This window comes from Stenotrophomonas sp. (genome assembly GCF_032066555.1).
Classification (GTDB): domain Bacteria; phylum Pseudomonadota; class Gammaproteobacteria; order Xanthomonadales; family Xanthomonadaceae; genus Stenotrophomonas.
Genome location: NZ_DAMBKV010000004.1, coordinates 297,686 through 317,623, shown reverse-complemented (window position 1 = coordinate 317,623; position 19,938 = coordinate 297,686). Strand labels below are relative to the sequence as shown.

General features: G+C 65.3%; 17 protein-coding genes. 5 read left to right on the top strand and 12 right to left on the bottom strand.

Annotated features, from left to right (window positions below):
- Positions 1-37: 37 nt before the first annotated feature.
- The 7 genes from RT131_RS08115 to RT131_RS08085 form a co-directional block, all read right to left on the bottom strand.
- Positions 38-598 carry a hypothetical protein gene (locus tag RT131_RS08115; protein ID WP_313171881.1) on the bottom strand — a complete coding sequence of 187 codons (561 nt, stop codon included), beginning with the start codon at positions 596-598 and terminating at the stop codon, positions 38-40.
- The gene (carA, locus tag RT131_RS08110; protein ID WP_313171879.1) at positions 595-1,725 is read right to left on the bottom strand and encodes a glutamine-hydrolyzing carbamoyl-phosphate synthase small subunit; all 1,131 of its coding nucleotides are present in this window, start codon (positions 1,723-1,725) and stop codon (positions 595-597) included. The genes RT131_RS08115 and carA overlap by 4 nt, the downstream gene beginning before the upstream one ends.
- Positions 1,726-1,962: 237 nt before the next feature.
- Complete coding sequence (gene dapB / locus RT131_RS08105; protein ID WP_313171877.1) at positions 1,963-2,694, bottom strand: 4-hydroxy-tetrahydrodipicolinate reductase; 732 nt, start codon at positions 2,692-2,694, stop codon at positions 1,963-1,965.
- Between the two features lie 51 nt (positions 2,695-2,745).
- Positions 2,746-3,252, bottom strand: a complete 507-nt coding sequence (locus RT131_RS08100; protein ID WP_313171875.1) for a hypothetical protein — start codon at positions 3,250-3,252, stop codon at positions 2,746-2,748.
- A gap of 345 nt (positions 3,253-3,597) precedes the next feature.
- The gene (locus RT131_RS08095) at positions 3,598-3,852 is read right to left on the bottom strand and encodes a DUF6587 family protein (RefSeq protein WP_313171873.1); all 255 of its coding nucleotides are present in this window, start codon (positions 3,850-3,852) and stop codon (positions 3,598-3,600) included.
- Positions 3,852-5,708, bottom strand: a complete 1,857-nt coding sequence (feoB, locus tag RT131_RS08090) for a ferrous iron transport protein B (RefSeq protein WP_313171871.1) — start codon at positions 5,706-5,708, stop codon at positions 3,852-3,854. Before feoB ends, RT131_RS08095 begins: the two co-directional genes overlap by 1 nt.
- Positions 5,705-5,953 (bottom strand): FeoA family protein, encoded by a 249-nt coding sequence (locus tag RT131_RS08085; protein WP_313171925.1) that lies wholly within the window; start codon positions 5,951-5,953, stop codon positions 5,705-5,707. The genes feoB and RT131_RS08085 overlap by 4 nt, the downstream gene beginning before the upstream one ends.
- Positions 5,954-6,078: 125 nt before the next feature.
- Between RT131_RS08085 and RT131_RS08080 the strand changes: the two genes are divergently transcribed.
- The 5 genes from RT131_RS08080 (at position 6,079) to yeiP (ending at position 12,111) form a co-directional block, all read left to right on the top strand.
- The gene (locus tag RT131_RS08080) at positions 6,079-6,867 is read left to right on the top strand and encodes an enoyl-CoA hydratase-related protein (RefSeq protein ID WP_313171869.1); all 789 of its coding nucleotides are present in this window, start codon (positions 6,079-6,081) and stop codon (positions 6,865-6,867) included.
- 48 nt (positions 6,868-6,915) lie between these two features.
- The gene (locus RT131_RS08075) at positions 6,916-7,809 is read left to right on the top strand and encodes a hydroxymethylglutaryl-CoA lyase (RefSeq protein WP_313171867.1); all 894 of its coding nucleotides are present in this window, start codon (positions 6,916-6,918) and stop codon (positions 7,807-7,809) included.
- The gene (locus RT131_RS08070; RefSeq protein ID WP_313171864.1) at positions 7,806-10,391 is read left to right on the top strand and encodes an EAL domain-containing protein; all 2,586 of its coding nucleotides are present in this window, start codon (positions 7,806-7,808) and stop codon (positions 10,389-10,391) included. Before RT131_RS08075 ends, RT131_RS08070 begins: the two co-directional genes overlap by 4 nt.
- 264 nt (positions 10,392-10,655) lie before the next feature.
- Positions 10,656-11,426 carry an SDR family NAD(P)-dependent oxidoreductase gene (locus RT131_RS08065; protein WP_313171863.1) on the top strand — a complete coding sequence of 257 codons (771 nt, stop codon included), beginning with the start codon at positions 10,656-10,658 and terminating at the stop codon, positions 11,424-11,426.
- A gap of 118 nt (positions 11,427-11,544) precedes the next feature.
- Positions 11,545-12,111, top strand: coding sequence for an elongation factor P-like protein YeiP (yeiP, locus tag RT131_RS08060; RefSeq protein WP_282270790.1), 567 nt, complete (start codon positions 11,545-11,547; stop codon positions 12,109-12,111).
- A gap of 151 nt (positions 12,112-12,262) precedes the next feature.
- On the opposite strand, the gene RT131_RS08055 is transcribed toward yeiP, so the two are convergent.
- The 5 genes from RT131_RS08055 to RT131_RS08035 all read right to left on the bottom strand — a co-directional run bounded on the left by RT131_RS08055 (position 12,263) and on the right by RT131_RS08035 (position 19,913).
- Positions 12,263-13,408 (bottom strand): ATP-binding protein, encoded by a 1,146-nt coding sequence (locus RT131_RS08055; RefSeq protein ID WP_313171860.1) that lies wholly within the window; start codon positions 13,406-13,408, stop codon positions 12,263-12,265.
- A complete protein-coding gene (locus tag RT131_RS08050; protein ID WP_313171858.1) occupies positions 13,405-15,285 on the bottom strand; it encodes a DUF4105 domain-containing protein in 1,881 nt (626 codons plus the stop codon). The genes RT131_RS08055 and RT131_RS08050 overlap by 4 nt, the downstream gene beginning before the upstream one ends.
- The gene (locus RT131_RS08045; protein ID WP_313171856.1) at positions 15,285-15,584 is read right to left on the bottom strand and encodes a DUF2388 domain-containing protein; all 300 of its coding nucleotides are present in this window, start codon (positions 15,582-15,584) and stop codon (positions 15,285-15,287) included. Before RT131_RS08045 ends, RT131_RS08050 begins: the two co-directional genes overlap by 1 nt.
- Before the next feature lie 81 nt (positions 15,585-15,665).
- Positions 15,666-18,806 (bottom strand): multidrug efflux RND transporter permease subunit, encoded by a 3,141-nt coding sequence (locus RT131_RS08040; RefSeq protein WP_313171854.1) that lies wholly within the window; start codon positions 18,804-18,806, stop codon positions 15,666-15,668.
- Positions 18,807-18,815: 9 nt separating this feature from the next.
- Complete coding sequence (locus tag RT131_RS08035) at positions 18,816-19,913, bottom strand: efflux RND transporter periplasmic adaptor subunit (protein ID WP_313171852.1); 1,098 nt, start codon at positions 19,911-19,913, stop codon at positions 18,816-18,818.
- Positions 19,914-19,938 lie beyond the last annotated feature (25 nt).

The following is a 19,938-nucleotide window of genomic DNA, read 5'->3' as shown; positions in this document are numbered from 1 at the left end:
TACAGCGTGTCTGGGGGAAGTGATCGCACGCTGTCGATCAGGAAAACTCTTCTGGATCAATCGTGACACCGCATTGGCTCTGGATGCGCTCGCTCATGCGCAGCGGCAGGCCATCGGGCATGTCGCCCAGCTCCGCAAGCACGGCGCCCAATGCTTCATAGGAGCCGCTGGCCATGAACTCACCTACCTGCTTGCGCTCCAGCTCACTGGGCTCGCCTTCGAACTCGGCAGGCAACGCCGTGCCGTACATCATCTGGCGCTGGCTGGCGACCATGCGCTTGCCACCCTGGCTGAAATAGAACGTCTGCCAGCGCTTGAGGTGCTGCTGCCCATCGTTGCCAAGATTGGCGACCAGGCGATCCACCAGTGCTTCATTCAGCACCTCGCCGATCGGCGTGGCCATGCATTCGCGTTGTGCTGCTGGAAACTGCTGGAAGAGCGCGACACTGGCCAGCATCGACGTGGCCGCATCATTGCCCATGCGTTCGAAGCCGGTCAGCGGCAGCAGATCGCGGATCTCCTGCGCGGTCACTGGCGCCGCGCTGGCCACCGAGGTGGCCAGCAGCGCCGGCAACATCAGCCAGCGCGCCTTGCTCACGCCTTGGCCCCTTCCATCAGGGTGATGAAGCGGTCGAACAATGGTGCCACGTCACGCGGACCCGGCGAAGCTTCCGGGTGGCCCTGGAAGGAGAACGCCGGCGCATCTGTCAGCGCGATGCCCTGGATGGTCTGGTCGAACAGCGAGCGGTGGGTGACCCGCACATTCGCCGGCAGCACGCTTTCGTCGATGGCGAAGCCGTGGTTCTGCGAGGTGATCATCACCCGACCGTCGTCGATGTCCTGCACCGGGTGGTTGGCACCGTGGTGGCCGTGGCCCATCTTCATGGTCTTGGCGCCTGCGGCCAGGCCCAACAGCTGGTGGCCCAGGCAGATACCGAAGGTCGGGATCTTCTGCTCGACGAAGGTCTTGATCGCGCTGATGGCGTAATCGCAGGGTTCCGGATCGCCCGGGCCATTGGACAGGAACACGCCGTCCGGCTTCAGCGCCAGCACTTCGGCAGCGGGCGTCTGGGCAGGCACCACGGTCAACTCGCAGCCACGCTCGGCCAGCATGCGCAGGATGTTGGTCTTCACGCCGAAGTCGTAGGCCACAACCTTGAACTTCGGTTCGGCGCGCACGAATTCGTTGCGGTCCAGGTCCAGCTGGCCGTCGGTCCAACCGTAGGACTTGTCGGTGCTGACCACCTTGGCCAGATCCATGCCCTTCAGGCCGGGGAACTTGCGGGCGGCTTCCAGCGCCTTCTCGACATCGATGTCGGGGCCAGCCATCAGCGCGCCGTTCTGGGCGCCGCGCTCACGCAGGATGCGGGTCAGCTTGCGGGTATCGATGCCGGAGATCGCCACCACGCCGCGCTGGATCAACCAATCCTGCAGCGACACCTGGTTGCGCCAGTTGCTCGGGCGACGCGGCACATCGCGAACGATCAGGCCCGATGCCCATACCTTGGAGGCTTCGTCGTCCTGGTCGTTCATACCGGTGTTGCCGATATGTGGGTACGTCAGGGTGATCATCTGCCGGGCGTAGGACGGATCGGTCAGCATTTCCTGGTAACCGGTCATGGCGGTGTTGAACACCACCTCACCCACGGATAGGCCGGGCGCGCCTACGGATTCGCCCTCGAATACGGTGCCGTCTTCGAGCACGAGAATTGCGGCTTGGGTCACGGGAATCTCACTTTGGCTACCGGGGGACTCCGAAGCCACGCCTGCGTTCACGGTCAAAAACCGGTTGCAAAAAAGCGCGGACGGCGGTCTGGGAACCGGTCCGGCTAACGTGTTTCGGCGAGCCGGAATTGTAAAGGCAAGGGGGCACCAACGCCAGCGCCCCGTGCGCTTTCCTTCAGCTGTTCAGTGGTTACAGAAGCCACGTTCCGGACGGAATGTGTTCCGCATTCAGCCATTTCAGGCCTGCTCGGACGTCCCGACCAAGTCCCTCACCCGGTATTGCCCCGGACTGCGCTGGCGCAGCTGCTTGGCCGCATGCAGGGCCCCACGCGCAAAAATGTCCCGATTGGTGGCCCGATGGACCAGCTCCACCCGCTCGCCGAGCCCGGTGAACTGGACGAAATGCTCGCCGATGATGTCGCCAGCACGCAGACTGGCATAACGCGGTTCCGCGCCGCCGTGCTGGGCCGACTCCCCCAGTGTCAACGCAGTACCGGAGGGTGCGTCCTTCTTGTGCACGTGATGGGACTCGATGATGTCGCAGTCCCAGCCCGGCAATGCCGCCGCTGCCCGCTCCACCAGTTCGGCCAACACGGCGACACCCAGGCTGAAATTGGTCGCCCACACCAGGGGGATGCCGCCCGCGGCTGCGACCAGCGCCGCCTGCTGCACATCACTGATGCCGGTTGTGCCGGAGACCAACCCCACACCACGCTCCACGCACAGCGCCAGGATCGGATCGAAACCTTCGGGCAGACTGAAATCGATCGCCACATCAAAGGCCGGCACCCCGGACAGCTCGCTGGCAGCGAAATGCGGGATGCCCTCGATCACGCGTTGTGCCGGCGGTTTGCGCACTACTGCGGCCACCACCTGCAACGAGGAGTCTTCTGCCGCCAGACGCAGCAGGGCTTGGCCCATGCGCCCGGAGGCACCGTGGATCAGCAAACGGGTTGGAGTCGTATTCATGCCCGCACGCTAACGCCTCGGATGCCCAACACACAAGCGCACAGCGCGCGTTTACATCCTGCCGACGTGGGTGGTGGCGCGACTGCCAGTGACGTAAGTGCGCCAACGACTGCGCTCCACGGTGTCACGCCCCCGGCTGACCATGCGAATGCCAGCCATTTCGACAATGGCCGAAACCTCGACCTCAGCCGAACGACCATCGCTGGCTATGCTGATGCTGTCTACCTTCTGCTCGTAACGCAGCGGCATGCGACCGCCAAAGGCTTCCCGGAACTGGCGCAGTTGGCCCATGCTCTCCACCAGCGAAGCACAGTACTGCGCCCTGTCGTAGCGCTGTTCGACCTGCTCGGTTTCGGTCTTGGTGATCGTAGTCTGCACGTAATCCTTTGACAGCATCTCGCACAGCGGCTTGTCATCAGCCGCCGCCAGCGCCTGATCGGCGCGCAGGTAAAGAGCGCGCACCTGCGATTCCGTGATCTTGTTGCCGCCATGCAGATAGATCGATCCGCCCACGGCCAGCACCACCACCAGCCCCACAACGCCAAGCAATGACCTCATGCCTTTCCCCCTGTTTGCTTCCTGCAATCGCCGCAGTGTACAGCCCGCACGCGCCGTGTAGCCAAGCCCTGCCCCGCTGCCAACGAGGCAGGCAGCAAGGCGGAATTGCCCGGCACTGCGCGGACAGGATTCAAGCCCGGGCAAGCGCAGGATCGTAGCCGGATAAGCGCAGCGCACCGGGGGGCGAGGATCGCCTGACCTTTCAGCTGTCAGCCAAGAGCCCCGGGTGCGCTTGGCTCGCCCGGACCACGACACTGTCAAATTCGGCCTTCACTACCGCGTGTCGCCCGATCATCCCGTCCGCGAATGCAACAACGCCGGGGTTCCCCGGCGTCGTCCATGTGTTCAATGCTGCTTGGGCTCGCTTGGTCCGCAGCTGTTGCAGCCACCACACGCACCGCCGCTATTGGTCGCCGGCGGCGCCAATCGGCGCCCCCAGGCCTGCAACCGCGGCGAACGCTGCGGCCTGACCAGCCATAGCGCCAGCAGGCCTCGCAGTTTGCGCAATACGCCCGGGAACTGCTTCTTCAGCACCACCCAGGCACTGACCAACACCGCCACAGCGATGATCAGGTACTGAAGCAGCAGCCCCTTGTCCATCAGCCCGCCCCCAAGGCCACGGCGACCTGGTAGGTCACAAATGCCGCCAGATACGCCGCACCAAACAGGTAAACGGTGGCAAACGCCATCTGCTTCCACGAGTTGGTCTCACGCTTGATCGTGGCCAAGGTGGAGATACACATCGGCGCGTAGATGAACCACACCATCAGCGACAAGCCGGTCGCCAGGCTCCAGCCATCGCTGATCACCGGGGTCAGTGCCTGGATGGCTGCGTCGTCATCGGCCGCCGACAAGGCATAGATCGTGGCCAGCGAAGACACCGCCACCTCGCGCGCGCCCATGCCCGGAATCAAGGCAATGCAGATCTGCCAGTTGAAACCCAGTGGGGCGAAGATCACCGCCATCGCATGACCGATCTGGCCGGCGAAGCTGTAATCGATGGCCGGCATCGTCGCATTCTCCGGCGCACCCGGGTAGGACAGCAGGAACCACAGCAGGATGGTCAGCGACAGGATGATGCCGCCCACGCGCTTGAGGAAGATCATCGCGCGCTCGTACAGACCCACCAGCAGGTCGCGCGGATTGGGCAGGCGGTAGGACGGCAGCTCCAGCATCAAGGGGTGCTCGCTCTTGTCGCGACGGAACTTCTTCATCGTCCACGACATCACCAGTGCACTGAGGATGCCGGCCACATACAGGGCGAACAACACCAGCCCCTGCTGGTTGAACACGCCCCACACGGTCTTGGCCGGGATGAAGGCACCAATCAGCAGCGCATACACCGGCAGGCGCGCCGAGCAGGTCATCAGCGGCGCCACCAGGATGGTGGCCAGGCGATCCCGCGGATCCTGGATCGAGCGGGTGGACATGATGCCCGGCACCGCGCAAGCGAAACTCGACAGCAGCGGGATGAACGAGCGCCCGGACAAACCGGCCGAGGCCATCATCCGATCCAGCAGGAAGGCAGCGCGCGGCAGATAGCCCGACTCCTCCAATGCCAGGATGAATGCAAACAGGATCAGGATCTGCGGCAGGAACACCAGCACGCCGCCGACACCGGCAATGATGCCGTCCACCAGCAGGCTGCTCAGCGGCCCTTCCGGCAGCTTCTCCGCCACCACCGGCCCCAGCCAGCCAAAGGCTGCCTCGATGCCATCCATCAATGGCGTCGCCCAGGCATACACCGCCTGGAAGATCAGGAACATCACCACCGCCAGGGTCAGCAGGCCGTAGATCGGGTGCAGCAACCAGCGGTCCAACGCGTCATCCACCTTGGCGGTGGGCGCTGGCATGCGCACGGCCGACGCCAGGATATCGCGCACCTGCACGTGGTAGTCCGTACCGGGCTCAACCGCATGTACCGGCATGGCGTCCAGCTGCGGCATCAGCGCGTCGATGCGCTCGACCAGCGCGCGTGCCCCGTTGTGGCGCACCGCGACGGTTTCCACCACCGGCACGCCCAGCGCCTTCTCCAGCGCCGGCACGTCGATCTCGATGCCGCGCTTGCGTGCTGCATCGACCATGTTCAGCGCCACCACCATCGGCTTGCCGAGCTCGCGCACTTCCAGCGCGAAGCGCAGGTGCAGGCGCAGGTTGGTGGCGTCGATCACGCAGATCAGCGCATCCGGGGCAGCTTCGCCCGGGTAGAAGCCCCGGCACAGATCGCGGGTGATGGCCTCATCCAGGCTGGCCGGATGCAGGCTGTAGGCGCCGGGCAGATCCAGCACCGCGTATTCCTGCCCGGACGGTCCGCGCATGCGGCCTTCCTTGCGCTCCACGGTGACGCCGGTGTAATTGGCCACCTTCTGGCGGCTGCCGGTGAGCTGGTTGAACAGTGCGGTCTTGCCGCTGTTCGGGTTACCTACCAGCGCCAGCCGGGCGATCGCGGTACTCATGCCTGTGCTCCCTGTGCGCTGACCTGGACCCGTGCGGCCTCGCTACGACGCAGCGCAAAACGGGTGAAGCCCACCTGGAACAGCAGCGGTTCACCGCCCACCGGGCCACGTGCGACCAAGCGGACCTCCTCCCCGTTCACAAAGCCGAGTTCGCGCAGACGACGCGCAATGGCATCGTTCGCATGCAGGTCCTGAACGCTTTCCACCCGCGCTGAAGCATGCAGCGGCAAATCTGACAACGTCACTGAATGGGCGCCTATGTAGAGTTGATAAGAATGGTTATCAATTCTAGCATCGCCGCGCTGCGTCATGGCGTCCCACCCCTGCACCGCTATGATTCGCCGGATTTCCGTTAAAACAGGCATTACCAATGAGCGATGCACTGCTCGTGCAGCAGCAGGGCGCGATAGCGACCCTTTCGATGAACCGACCGGACCTGCACAACGCCTTCGACGCGGCACTGATCCAGTCGTTGACCGAGACCTTGTCCAGTCTGGGCGCCGACCCGGGCGTTCGAGCCGTGGTACTGGCAAGTACCGGCCCGTCCTTCTCCGCCGGCGCCGACCTGCAGTGGATGCGGGCGATGGCCACCGCCAGCCAGGAGGAGAATCGCATCGACTCACTGGCACTGGCTGGGCTGATGCGCACCCTCGACGAACTGCCCAAGCCGACCATCGCCCGTGTACAGGGCGCCGCCTTCGGTGGCGGCGTCGGCCTGGTGGCCTGCTGCGACATCGCCATTGCCGCTGACAGCGCGCGCTTCGGGCTGACCGAAAGCCGGCTCGGCCTGCTGCCCGCGGTCATCTCTCCTTACGTGATTGCGGCAATCGGCCCACGCCAGGCACGGCGCTGGTTCGCCACCGGCGAGCATTTCGACGCCCTTACCGCACAGCAGATCGGCCTGGTTCACCAGGTAGTGGCCGCCGATGCCTTGGACGCCGCCGTGCAGACCCAGCTCAACCTGCTGGGCAAGGCCGGTCCGATTGCCGCCGCATCAGCCAAGGTATTGGTCCGCGAGGTCCATGCCGCCGGGGGTGACCGCGACGGACTGGACCGCGCCAATGCGGGCCTGATTGCCGCCCTGCGCGCCTCCGATGAGGGCCGCGAAGGGCTGTCGGCCTTCCTTGAGAAGCGCCCCCCGCGCTGGGTGGCGAAGTAATCTGCGCTCCAGCCCAACCCGCGCCCTCTTCCAGCCAAAGACCGCTCCATGAATGATTTCGTCCGCATCGTTGAAGTAGGCCCGCGTGACGGCCTGCAGAATGAGAAACAGCAGGTCGCCACCGCCGACAAGATCGAATTGATCGACCGGCTCTCGGCTACCGGCCTGCGCAGCATCGAAGCCACCAGCTTCGTCAGTCCGAAATGGGTGCCGCAGCTGGCCGACGCCGCCGAGGTATTTACCGGTATCCAGCGCAAGCCCGGCATCAGTTACCCGGTACTGGTGCCGAACGAACAGGGTTACGAACGTGCCCTGGCGGTAGGCGTCAGCGAGGTTGCCGTGTTCACTGCGGCATCGGAGCAGTTCAACCGCACCAATACCAATGCCGGCATCGACGAGTCGCTGCAGCGCTTCGAGCCGATCCTGGCCCGTGCCAAGGCTGATGGCGTGCGCGTGCGCGGCTATGTCTCCACGGTACTGGGCTGCCCCTACCAGGGCGAAGTGCCGTTGGCCGACGTGGTCCGCGTGGCTGCTCGCCTGCACGCCATGGGCTGCTATGAAATATCACTGGGCGACACCATCGGTGTCGGTACCCCGCTCAAGGCCCGCGCGATGCTGCAGGCGGTGGCTGCCGAAGTGCCGGTGACCGCCTTGGCGGTGCATTTCCATGACACCTATGGCCAAGCCTTGGCCAATATCGCCAGCTGCCTGGAGGACGGCGTGCGGGTGGTGGACTCGGCGGTGGCCGGCACCGGCGGCTGCCCCTATGCGCGCGGCGCCAGTGGTAATGTCGCCAGCGAAGATGTTATTTACATGCTGCACGGCATGGGGATGCGTACCGGCGTGGATCTACCGGCGTTGGCCGCTACGGGGAACTGGCTCGCAGAACGACTGGGCCGGCAGACAGGCAGCAAGACAGGCAGGGCTTTGACAGTGTCATGACCGGAACCAGCCAGCTGGGTGTATCTGACGACGGCGATCATCGCGCCGCGCATGTCGACGCGCTGGCTGGACTGGAACATGCATTGCAGCAGCCGCTGCCACTGGCCCTGCAACAGGCGCTGCTGGCTGCACGCTCGGCCTTGACCGAGGCCATGGCCGAGCGGCGCGTTGCCCAACGCCGTTATGCCGCGCTGTTCGACGCGGTACCCGACCCGGTCAGCATCCTCAGCGCCACCGGCGTGGTGCTGGACGTCAACAGCGCCGGGGTCCGGGCCTATGGCCGCACCCGCGAAGCGATCATCGGCCAGCCCATCGAACTGCTCAATCCGGACCTGCCTGCCGACCACCTGGAGCCGGTCTGGGAAACCCTCAATCGTGGCGAAACCTACGTGGTGGAAGTCACCAACATGCGCGGCGATGGCAGCCGTTTCCCGGTGGAAGTGCACTCGGCCACCATCGAACACGATGGCGAACACTGCATCGTTGCCGTCGCCCGCGACCTGAGCCGGCGCTGGCAGGCCGAAACCCGCTATCGCCTGCTGCTGGAGTCCATCGACAAGGGGGTGATGTTGTTTGATCGCCACCTCGGCATCATCTCGGCCAACCCTGCCGCACACCGCATCTTCAACCTGGGCAGCGCTGCCCCGGCCAAGGTGCCACTGAACAATGACGAGTGGATCAGTGTCGATGAGCATGGCCGGCGCCTCCGCCCCGAGCAATGGCCGGTAAGCCGCGCCTTCGCCGAAGGCCGGATCATTCCCAGCACCATCATCGGCCTGTACCACCGCCCCAACGGGCGGATGATCTGGATATCGATCACCACGGTACCGGTGTTCTCGGCGGGCTGCGACCTGCCGGACCACGTGTTCTGCCTGTTCAGTGACATCACCGAACTCAAGCGCGACCACGCCTTGTTTGACCGCGCCCAATCGCTGGCCCATATCGGTGGCTGGGAGTGGGACCGTGGCCAGCAGCACCTGTACCTCACCGGCGAAGCGCAGCGCATCCTGGGCCAGCAATCAGCGCCAACCGATCTGGATCAACTGCTGGCCTGCCTGAACAGCCTGTCGCGGCTGCAACTGCAGGAGGCAATGGAACAGGTGGTCGAGCAACACACCGGCTTTGAACTGGAACTGCAGGGCCAGCGCGCCAGTGGCCACAGCTTCTGGGTACGGATGATCGGCGAGGTCGAGCCCGGCGACCTCGCCTCCACCCGCATCGCCGGTACCTTGCAGGACATCACCGAGCCCAAGCACGCCGAGCAGACCCTCAAGAACCAGGCGCGTACCGATCCCCTGACCGGCATCATGAACCGCGACGCGGCACTCACCGACCTCGAAGCGCGGCTGGGCAATCCCTCGCACGCCGAAGTGGCAGTGCTCTACATCGACCTGGACCGCTTCAAGACCGTCAACGATGTGCTTGGCCACAACGCCGGCGACCTGCTGCTGATCGAAGCCACCCGCCGCATCGCCGACGCCATTGGTACCGAAGGCTTGCTGGCACGCTTTGGCGGCGATGAATTCGTTGTCACCTGCGACGCCCGCGACCTGCCCGGACGCCCGGAGAAACTGGCCGAGGCGATCACCCGCGCCTTCATTCCCCCTTTCCAATTCGGCAAGGACGAGTTCCCGGTCACCACCAGCATCGGCATCGCCCGCGCGCCCAGGGACGGCGTGCGCCCGCAGCAGCTGATCCAGAACGCCGACCTGGCCATGTACGAATGCAAGCGGCGCGATCGCAATGGCTGGCAGCTGTTCTCGCCCGAGCTGGCGCGTCGCCAGCGCGACCGCCTGCAGATCGAACGACGCCTGCGCAAAGCCCTGGACCGTGACGAATTCCGGCTGGTCTACCAACCGCAGGTCGACCTGCGCAGCGGCCAGATCATCGCCTGCGAAGCGCTGATCCGCTGGCGCAACCGCCAGCTGGGGGAGCTGCGCCCGGACATCTTCATCAGCCATGCGGAGAACACCGGCGACATCGTCCGCATCGGCGAATGGGTGCTGCATCAGGCCTGCCGGCAGGTCCGCGAATGGCAGCGCGAAGGCCTGGGCCTGATGCGGGTGGCAATCAATGTCTCCTACCGCCAGTTCAGTGGCGACCGCCTGGCCCGCCAGGTGCGTGAGGTGCTGGACCACTATCACCTGCCCGGCAGCGCGCTGGAGCTGGAGTTCACCGAGCGGGTACTGATCGAGGATGCCCCGGCTACCCTGCGCACCTTTGCCGAGCTGCGCGCGATGGGCGTGGTATTGACCATCGATGACTTCGGCGAGGGCTATAGCGCGCTCAACTACCTGCGCACCCTGCCCATCCACGGCCTCAAGCTCAGCCAGCTGTTCATCAGTGGCGTGCCCGACAATCCCTCCGATGTCGCTGTCTGCGAGGCTGTCTGCGGCATTGCCCGCAGCCTTGGCCTGGGACTGGTGGCCGAAGGCATCGAATCCGAAGCGCAGCGCCAGTTCCTGCTTGGGCTCGGCGTGCCGGTTGGCCAGGGCTTCCTGTTCGCCCCCGGCCTGTCGCCGCCTGACTTCAGCCGACGACTGACCCGGGCTGAGCTGGCAGGCCCCACACCTCACGTCTGACCGCCGTAGCCAGACAGGGACAGGCAACGACCCTGTAGCGCGGGTAAGCGCAGCGCACCCAGGGCTCCCGGCAGCAAATTCAGGCCCCCCAGTATCCCGTTCCCCGGGTGCGCTGCGCTTACCCGGGCTACCTAGACGGCGAGGACAGGAAGTAATGCCTCATGGTCACGCTGGATCAGGCCCTGTGCCACAGGTCTGCCCGCATCAGTTAGCCGCGGATCGGCATCAGCTAGAATCGGCGGATCACTCAGCAGGATTGTTCCAATGCAGCTGTCTTCCGTTCGTGCCGTCATCACCGGCGGCGTCTCCGGCCTCGGCCTCGGCGTCGCCCAGTTCCTGGTTGCCAATGGCGGCAAAGTCGCCCTGTTCGACCTCAATGATGAAAAGGGCGCCGCCGCGGTCGCCGAACTGGGCGCCGACAATGCCCGCTACTTCACCACCAATGTCACCGACGAGGCCGGCGTCGCCGCCAACCTCGCCGCTGCCCGTGAGTTCCTGGGCGGCCTGAACGTGGTGATGAACTGCGCCGGCATCCTCGGTGCCGGGCGCGTGCTGGGCCGCGAAGCGGCGATGCCACTGGCCAACTTCCAGACCACGGTGATGGTCAACCTGGTCGGCAGCTTCAACGTGGCCAAGGCCGCCGCCGAGCTGATGCAGCACAACGAGGCCAACGCCGACGGCGAGCGCGGCGTGATCATCAATACCGCCTCGGTGGCCGCCTACGAAGGCCAGATCGGCCAGGCCGCGTATTCGGCGTCCAAGGGCGGCGTGGTCGGCATGACCCTGCCGATGGCGCGCGAACTGGCGCGTTTCGGCATCCGCGTGCTGACCATTGCCCCCGGCGTTTTCTGGACCCCGATGGTCGATGGCATGCCGCCGAACGTGCAGGAATCCCTGGCTGCCTCCATCCCGTTCCCGTCGCGCCTGGGCCAGCCGGCCGACTTCGCCAGCCTGGTCGGCCACATCATTGGCAATACCTACCTCAACGGTGAGACTATTCGCCTCGACGGCGCCGTACGTTTGGCACCGAAGTGACTCCGGAGCGGGGCTTGGGGACTCGGAACGGCGCGAAAGCGCTACCCGATCAGCCCCAGGACCCGCTTCTGGTTTTGCGAATCTCCCATCCCGATTCCCTGATACCAGCGCTCAATCCATGAAAGCCAACGACATCAAGAAAGGCAACGTCGTCGAGTACAACAACGGCGTCTACCAGATCCGCGACATCGAGCGCAGCTCGCCGCAGGGCCGTGGCGGCAACGTCCGCTTCCGCTTCATCATGTACAGCGTGCCGGGCGGCAACAAGCTCGATGCCAGCTTCGATGCCGATGACAACCTGCCGGAAGTCGAGCTGCTGCGCCGCCAGTCCACCTTCTCCTACATGGACGGCGATGCCTTCGTGTTCATGGATGACGAGGACTACACCCCGTACACGCTGGACGCCGAGGTCATCGGCGACGACGCCGGCTACATCACCGAAGGCCTGACCGGCATCTACGTGCAGGTCATCGACGACCAGCCGGTCGCCGTGCAGATGCCGCAGCACGTGACCCTGGAAGTGATCGAGACCCCGCCGGAACTGAAGGGCGGCACCGCCACCAAACGCCCGAAGCCGGCCAAGCTCAGCACCGGTCTGGAAATCATGGTGCCGGAGTACATCGTCAACGGCGAACGCATCCTGGTGAACACCACCACCGGTGAGTTCGGCGGCCGCGCGGACTGATTGACTGCAGCCTCCTGCCAGATGGCAGGGGGCTGCACGCCGCATTGCATGGACGATCTTGCGGAAGCGGCGTAAGCCGCGAAGCCGGCAAGGCTTCAGATCCCTGGATCCGGGGAGATCCGGCGTCCTGTCAGATAGCCGGTTTCGCGGCCTACGCCGCTCGCACAACGTCTGTTGCCACCGGGAAATACAGCGACACCGCGGCCCCGCCCAGCGCTGAGGTACCAATCGTCGCCGTGCCTCCGGACTGCGCTGCAAACCCGTAGACCTGGCTCAACCCGAGGCCACTGCCATCACCGACACTCTTGGTGGTGAAGAATGGTTCGAACACGCTCTCCTGCAGCTCCGCCTGGATCCCTGGCCCGCTGTCACCGACGCAGATGCAGACGAACTGGCCAGCCTCACCGTTACCTGAAGGCACGATGATGCTTTCAAGCCGCGCCGACAGCATCACCTTGCCGACACCGTGCATGGCATCGCGGCTATTGCTGAGCAGGTTCAGCAGCGCAGCCTCCAATTGCCCAACGTCCACCGAGATTGGCGGCAGCTTCTCGGCCAGGTTCACGTTCAACTGGATGGTCTCGCCACAAACGCGGCGATACAACTCCAACGAGGCATTGACCAGGTCATCCACCCTGCTCAGCTGGGGCACCAGCGTTTGGCCGCGGCCGAACGCCAGCATCTGCCGGGTCAACTGGGTGCCACGTTCCACCGCCCGATGGGCGATATCCAGAATGCGCCGCACGCTCTCGTCGCCGGAGCGGCGCAGCGACAGCATGTCCAGGCTGTTGCCAATCACCGACAACAGGTTGTTGAAGTCGTGCGACAGGCCCAGGGTGAGCTTGCCTACCGCATCCAGGCGCTGCGCACGCAACGCTACCTCCTGCGCCTCCCGCACCCGCTTCTGGGTCTGGAAAATCTCGGTGATGTCGCGGATCAGCACCAGCACCCGTGCGCCGCGCTGATCGGCGACCCGCTCCAGCATCACCGATGCCCGGAACCGCCCGCCATCCTTGCGCACCATGGCCATGCTCAGCTGATCGATGCCCTCTTCGAGCGTGCGTGCCACCGCCTGCTCGGCCGCACCGCGCTGCGAATCCGCAGCACTGAACAACACCGAAAAGGGGCGTCCGCGGATTTCCTCACAGGCATATCCCAGGACGGTTGAAGCACCCGCGTTGCAGCTGCGCACATGGCCGTCCTGGTCAAGCTGGAGGATGGCGCAGGAACTCAATTTCACTACATCCCCAGCCAACATCATTGCATCGGCCGCCTGCTGCTGTTCTGTGCTGCTCAACCGCGTTCTCCTGAAAACTGACCCGGCCGCCGCTGTTCGCGCGCCGCCGCCTCCCCCGTCTGCGTACCGTACCCTAAACGCAGACGTTCGCGCAGGTACAGCAGGTTCGATTCGATCTGGGCCAGGTCGGCGCGCTGCGCCTCGGGCAAGGCTGCCAATGCCGCCGCGTGCAACGCGGCCCACTGTTGCTGGGCCTGCCCTGTGCCCGCTGCGGTATCCGCCTTCAACTGCGCCAGCTCGTCCGGACCGGGGATGCCGTACCCGGGGCTATGCGCCAGCAGGCTTCCGGGCGCCAGCAACGCACCGGCCCGTGCCATCAACGCATTGAAATCGTCTTGCTCAGGCAATGGCTTGCCACGTGTCAGCAAGCGCCGCTTGAGTACATCGCCAGCGGCGACCTCGGCCTGTCGCCGGGCGGCCTGCTCCAGCAACAGCATCGCGGCCAGCACCTGCTCATCGGCCTGTCGCATCCATAGCCGGCGCTGCGCAGGCGGCAGCGCCAACCATTGCCCGACATCGGTGGCGGGCAGCGGCAGCGCCTTGCGCGCGACCGCGAACACCGTCGCGTAATGATTGGCCGCCGACTCGAAGTAGTAGCCGCCACGCATTGCCATCGTCCGCTCGCGTGGCGGATCGACCAGCGCCTTGGACCGCAGGCCGTCCAGCAGCCCTGTCGGCGTGATCGACAGCAGATCGGCCGCACCCAACCGCGGCACACCATCACCGAGCAGCTTGCCTGTCTCTACCGCGCAGTTGTTACTGATGAAGTAGTAGCGGCCGTCATAATCCCAGTGCAGACGCGCCGCCTGCTGTAGCAGTGTGGTGATCTCACCGCGCTGCAGGCGCAACGGTGTGGAGGAGACTCCGCGCAACTCGACCTTGGTGTATTCCTCGATGACCCGACTGAGTGGCAGCACGAACAGGCGTGACGGATAGACCCCGGTCAAACCACGCCAGCTGGATATCTGCACATCGCCCACGAACGCCCTGAACGACAGCACCAGATGGTGTTGCAGGTCCATTCGGCACGCCGGCCCCGGCACACGTCCCGGCGCGCACACCACCAGCCGCAGCATGCTGTGGCCCCAGCGGCTCATCAGTTTCTCGTTGCCTTCGGCCAGCAGGTAGTCGATCTCATAGACCCGCGCCGGATCCAGATCGAGCAGATCGGCCTGCCCTTCCTGCTCACCGGCCTGCATGAACGGCAGGGTCTGCGCGCAGTGTGCCCCGTCCAGCTGTCGTGGCTCGCCCAGATTCTCGGCAAACCAGGCGTGCAGCAGCGGACGTCGGCATCGGTAATCCGAATCCAGCAGATAGTGTTCAAGGTTTACCGCGAAGAACTCGGCCGGACTTTCCAGCTCATAGGGATCGGGGCTGCGCAGGTGGAAGTGATTGCGCCCGCGGCCCGGCCATAACGGCCGCTGCTGCCAACCGGCCAGGTCCAGCAGGCGTGACTGCGTCGACCAGCCGCCATGCTGCGAGCGGTCCAAGGCATGTGCCAGTTCATGGATCAACGCGGCCCGTGCCTGCTGCCAGGCCGGGGCGGAATGCAGGGGGGCGGGGGCGGCACCGGCCTGCACCAATCCATGCAACAGGCGTTCGTCCAGACCCAGTTCCCGCCCCCGCGCCCTGCCCTGCACATGCGCGGGCAGGTCTGCGCGCCATCGCAACTGCAGTGTCAGCGCGGTATTGGTCTCGATCGTGGCAGGCAGGCGCGCCAGTACGTCATCAATCAGCTGTTGGCTGACCTGCAGCTGCGCCGGATCCAGCGCCTGCGTCCGCAGTTCGATGCGCAGCGCTGCCTGCAATGGTGCGGCAGCGCATAACAGCAACAACATCGCCAGCCACCGCGTGGGCGGCAGCCAGCGGTGATTCATCACAGGGCCAGAATCTTCCGCGCCAGCGCCATGTCGCTGGCCTCGCGCGCTGCAGCGTCGCGCTCGCGCAACTGGATCAAGGCCGCTTCCAGCCATGCGCCACGGATCTGGCCATTGCTGGCGACGAAACCTGCCGCATCCTCCCGCGCATCCAGCAGCACCTTGTCGTCCCCGGAAGAGCTGCCCGAAGAGTTGGACGATGCACCCGAGGCGGAGCCGGCCGAAGTGCCCGCAAAACTGGAGGCGAATGCCGACATCGGCAGGGCAATCAAGGCGCAGAGCAGGATCGAGCGGATCATTGGCGTGTCAATGTCGGATGAACAAGGACGCCAAGAGTACCGACCGTGGCCGCTGGTTGGAACCAGCGACCACCCTGCCCATCAGATCCGTTCATGATCCGCTGCGGTGGCCGGCCCTTGCCTGCCCGGCAGTCGCTGCCGCAACCAGCGCCAGCTGGAATCCACCACCACATAGAACACCGGCACGAAGAACACCGCCAACACCGTCGCCGTCACCATCCCGCCAAACACGCCGGTACCGATGGCCTGCTGGGTTTCCCGCGATGCTCCCTGCGCCAGCATCAACGGCAGCACTCCGAGGGCAAACGCCGTGGATGTCATCAGGATCGGCCGCAGACGCATCCGCGCCGCACGCAGTGCCGCCTGCGCGGCAGTAAAGCCCTGCCGCTGCAGCTGGCGCGCGAACTCGACAATCAGGATCGCGTTCTTCGCCGACAGGCCAATCACCGTGATCATGCCGACCTTGAAGAAGACGTCGTTGGGCATCCCCCGCAACAGCACTGCGGCCACCGCACCCAGCAGACCCAACGGCACCACCAGCATCACCGCCATCGGGATCGACCAGCTTTCATACAGGGCAGCCAGCACCAGGAATACCACCAGCATCGACAACAGCAGCAGCCAAGGGGCCTGTGCGCCCGATGTCTTCTCCTGCAACGACTGGCTGGTCCATTGCAATGCAAAACCTGGCGGCAGCTGCCCCGCCAGGCGTTCCATCTCGGCCATGGCCTGACCGGTCGAGACGCCCTCAGCTGGCGCGCCGGACACATTCAGCGCGGGAAACCCAAGGTAGCGCTGCAACTGCAACGGTGACTCCTCCCATTGCGGCGTGACCAGCTCGGCAAGTGCAACCATGCCACCGTGCGCATTGCGGACATGCAAGCGGAGCACGTCCTCGATATCCATCCGGAACCGCGCATCCGCCTGCAGGATGACCTGCTGCAGGCGGCCCGCGTTCGGGAAGTCGTTTACATATTGCGAGCCCATGGCCACCGACAAGGTCGTGCTGATGTCGGTGAATCCAACGCCCATCGCCTCGGCCTTGGCGCGATCTATCTGCAGCCGCACGCTGCTGCCCGATGGCAGGCCATCGGCATGTACCTCGGCCAGCAGCGGGCTGGCCTGCGCCAGGGTCAGCAGCTGCTTCAGGGCGGCACGCAATTGCGACTGGGTCTGGCCGCTGCGTGCCTGCAGCGCCAGGCTGAAGCCGGAGGAGTTACCCAGACTGTCGATGGCCGGCGGCATCACACTGATCACCTCGCCCTCGCGGATGGCCGCCATCGCCTCCAGGGTCGCAGCGACCTCGCCAGCTGCGGTTGCACCACCGCGCTCATCCCAGTCCTTGAGTATCGTGTACGCCATGGCCGCGCTCGGCCCCGAGCCGGCAAAGCTGTAGCCGGTGATGACCTGGTTGCCAGCAATGCCAGGCCGCGACGCGATATGCGACTCGTAGGCCTGTACCACGGCAAGGGTGCGTTCCGCCGTGGCCTCGGCCGGCAGTTGCATCGAGGTGATGAAATAGCCCTGATCTTCTTCCGGCAAGAAGGCACCGGGGAGCCATTGCAAGCCCAGCAGCAGCGCCACCACCAGCGCAGCGAACACCGCCATCACCCGCCCACCGCGGCGCAACACCGCAGCCACCATCCGATGATAGCGCCCACTCATGCGGGCGAATCCTAGATTGAATGCATCGAAGAAACGCCACTGACGCCGTTCATGTGCGAGCGGACGCAGCAGGGTCGCGCACAGCGCCGGGGTCAGGCTCAATGCCAGCACCGCCGAGATCAGGATCGCGACCGCCATCGACACCGTGAACTGGCGATAGATTGCCCCCACCGAACCGCTGGCAAAGGCCATGGGAATGAAGACGGCGGTCAGCACCAGGGTGATGCCGACCACGGCACTGGTCAGCTCGCGCATCGCCTTGATCGTCGCCTCGCGCGGCGCCAGCCCTTCCTCGGCCATGATCCGCTCAACGCCTTCAACCACCACGATGGCATCGTCGACGATGATGCCAATGGCCAACACCATTCCGAACATGGTCAACACGTTGATCGAGAACCCCAGCGCCAACATCACCGCGAAGGTACCCAGCAGCGCGATCGGTGCTACCAAAGCCGGCACCAGGGTGTAACGCCAATCCTGCAGGAACAGGAACATCACCGCGAACACCAGCAACATCGCCTCCAGCAAGGTCTGCAGGACCTTCTGGATGGATATCTTCACGAACGGCGCGGTGTCGAAGGGAATGCTGGTTTCCACACCCGGCGGCAGCAGTGATTGCAGCTCGGCGATGCGCGCACGCACGGCCGACGAGGTGCTCACCGCATTGGCACCGGGACGCAACTGGACGCCGGCAGCAGTGGCCACCTGGCCGCTCTCGCGGGTACCCCAGGCGTAACTCTGTGCCCCCATCTCCACCCGCGCCACATCGCCCAGCAGCACCCGCGAGCCATCGTCCTGCGCGCGCAGAACGATGCCCGTGAACTGCGCTGGCGTGCTCAGCTGCCCATCGGCAACCAGCGGGACGGTGATGCGTTGACCCGCTACGCTGGGCGAATCGCCGATGCGGCCCGGTGCGATGTTCTGGTTCTGCTGTTCGATGGCGGCAACCACATCACCCACCGTCAGTGCATAGCCAGCCAACGCCGAAGGATCCAGCCAGATCCGCATGGCCTGCTCGGCACCGAACAGCTGCACCCGGCCAACACCGTCGATGCGCCGCAGCTCGTCGATGATGTTGCGGGCCATGAAGTCGCCCAGTTGGGCTTCGTCCACGCTGCCGTCCGGCGACCTGAGCCCGACCAGCATCAGGAAGCCGGAGTCCGCCGCTTCCACGAACAGGCCGCTCTGCCGCACGCTGGCCGGCAGGCGCGGTTCGATCGCCTTGATCCGGTTCTGCACATCCACCTGTGCCATCTCCGGGTTGGTACCCGGGGCAAAGGTGGCGGTGATGGACGCCTCGCCCGAGGTATCCACCGAGGATTCGAAATAGAGCAGGTGCTTGACGCTGGACAGCTCGCGCTCGATCAGCCCGACCACCGAATCGTCCAGTGTCTGGGGGCTGGCGCCCGGGTAGCTGGCATAGATGCTGACGCTGGTGGGTGCCACCGCCGGGTAGCGCTCCACCGCCAACTGCGGAATGGCCAGGACACCGGCCAACACGATGAAGATCGCCAGCACCCAGGCGAATACCGGGCGATCAATGAAGAAACGTGCCATGGATTACCTTCAATGGGTGCGGGATGCGACGGCGGCCTTGCCCAGCGCGGACACCGGCTGCCAGGGCAGGGTTTCGACCAGCCGCCCCTCCTGCAGTCGCTCCTGCCCTTCCACCACCACCTGCTCGCCAGGCTTCAGGCCACTGCGCACGATCCATTGCCGGTCGACACTGCCATCCAGCTCAAGGGTGCGGATGACCGCCTTGCCATCGCCATCGATCACCCAGGCATAGGCCTGTCCACCGGCGCTGCGCAGCACTGCCTGTTGCGGCAACAACGGTTGCTCGCTGGCGCTGCCGCGCGGCACCCGCGCGCGCACGAACATCCCCGGCAACAGATCACGGCGTGGATTGTCGACCAGCACCCGCAGCACCACGTCACCGGTACGCGCATCGACGTTGATACCGGAGAACAACAGCTGCCCGGCCTGCTCGTGCACCTGGCCATTGGCACCGATGATCGCCACCGGCATCGCGCCACCATCGACGACATCCCGGCGCATCGCCGGCAACTGCGAGGCTGGCTGGCGCACATCGACGTAGACCTGGTCGATCTGCTGCACCAGCGCCATGGGTTCGGCATCGGTAACGTTCACCAATGCGCCTTCGGTCACCATGGCCTGGTCGATACGACCGGCGATGGGTGCGCTGACAGTGGCATAGCGCAGGTCCAGCTGACGGCGGGCCAGGATCGCCCTGGCTTCGGCCACGGCGGCACGCGCCTGCTCGTACTCAGACGTCGCATCATCACGATGCTGTTGGCTCACCGCCTGCGCGGCGGCCAGTGCCTGCAGGCGTTGTGCCTGCAGGCGGCTGCGCGACAAGGCTGCCTCGCTGCGTTGCAGGGCCGCCAGCGCCGAATCGACGTCGGCGCGGAACGCCGCAGGATCGATCTGGAACAGCGCCTGCCCTGCAGCCACCTCGGCTCCCTGCTCGAACAAGCGCTTGCGCACGATGCCGCCAACCTGCGCGCGGATCTGCGCGGTGCGCAATGCTGCCACCCGCCCCTGCAGTTCGTCGTCGCGCTGCACGCGTTGCGCGGCCACGGTCACCACGCTGACCTTGGGCACCACCTGCGCAGGTGTTTCAGGTGAGGAACAGGCCGTCATGGCCACAAGCAGCACCGCACACAAG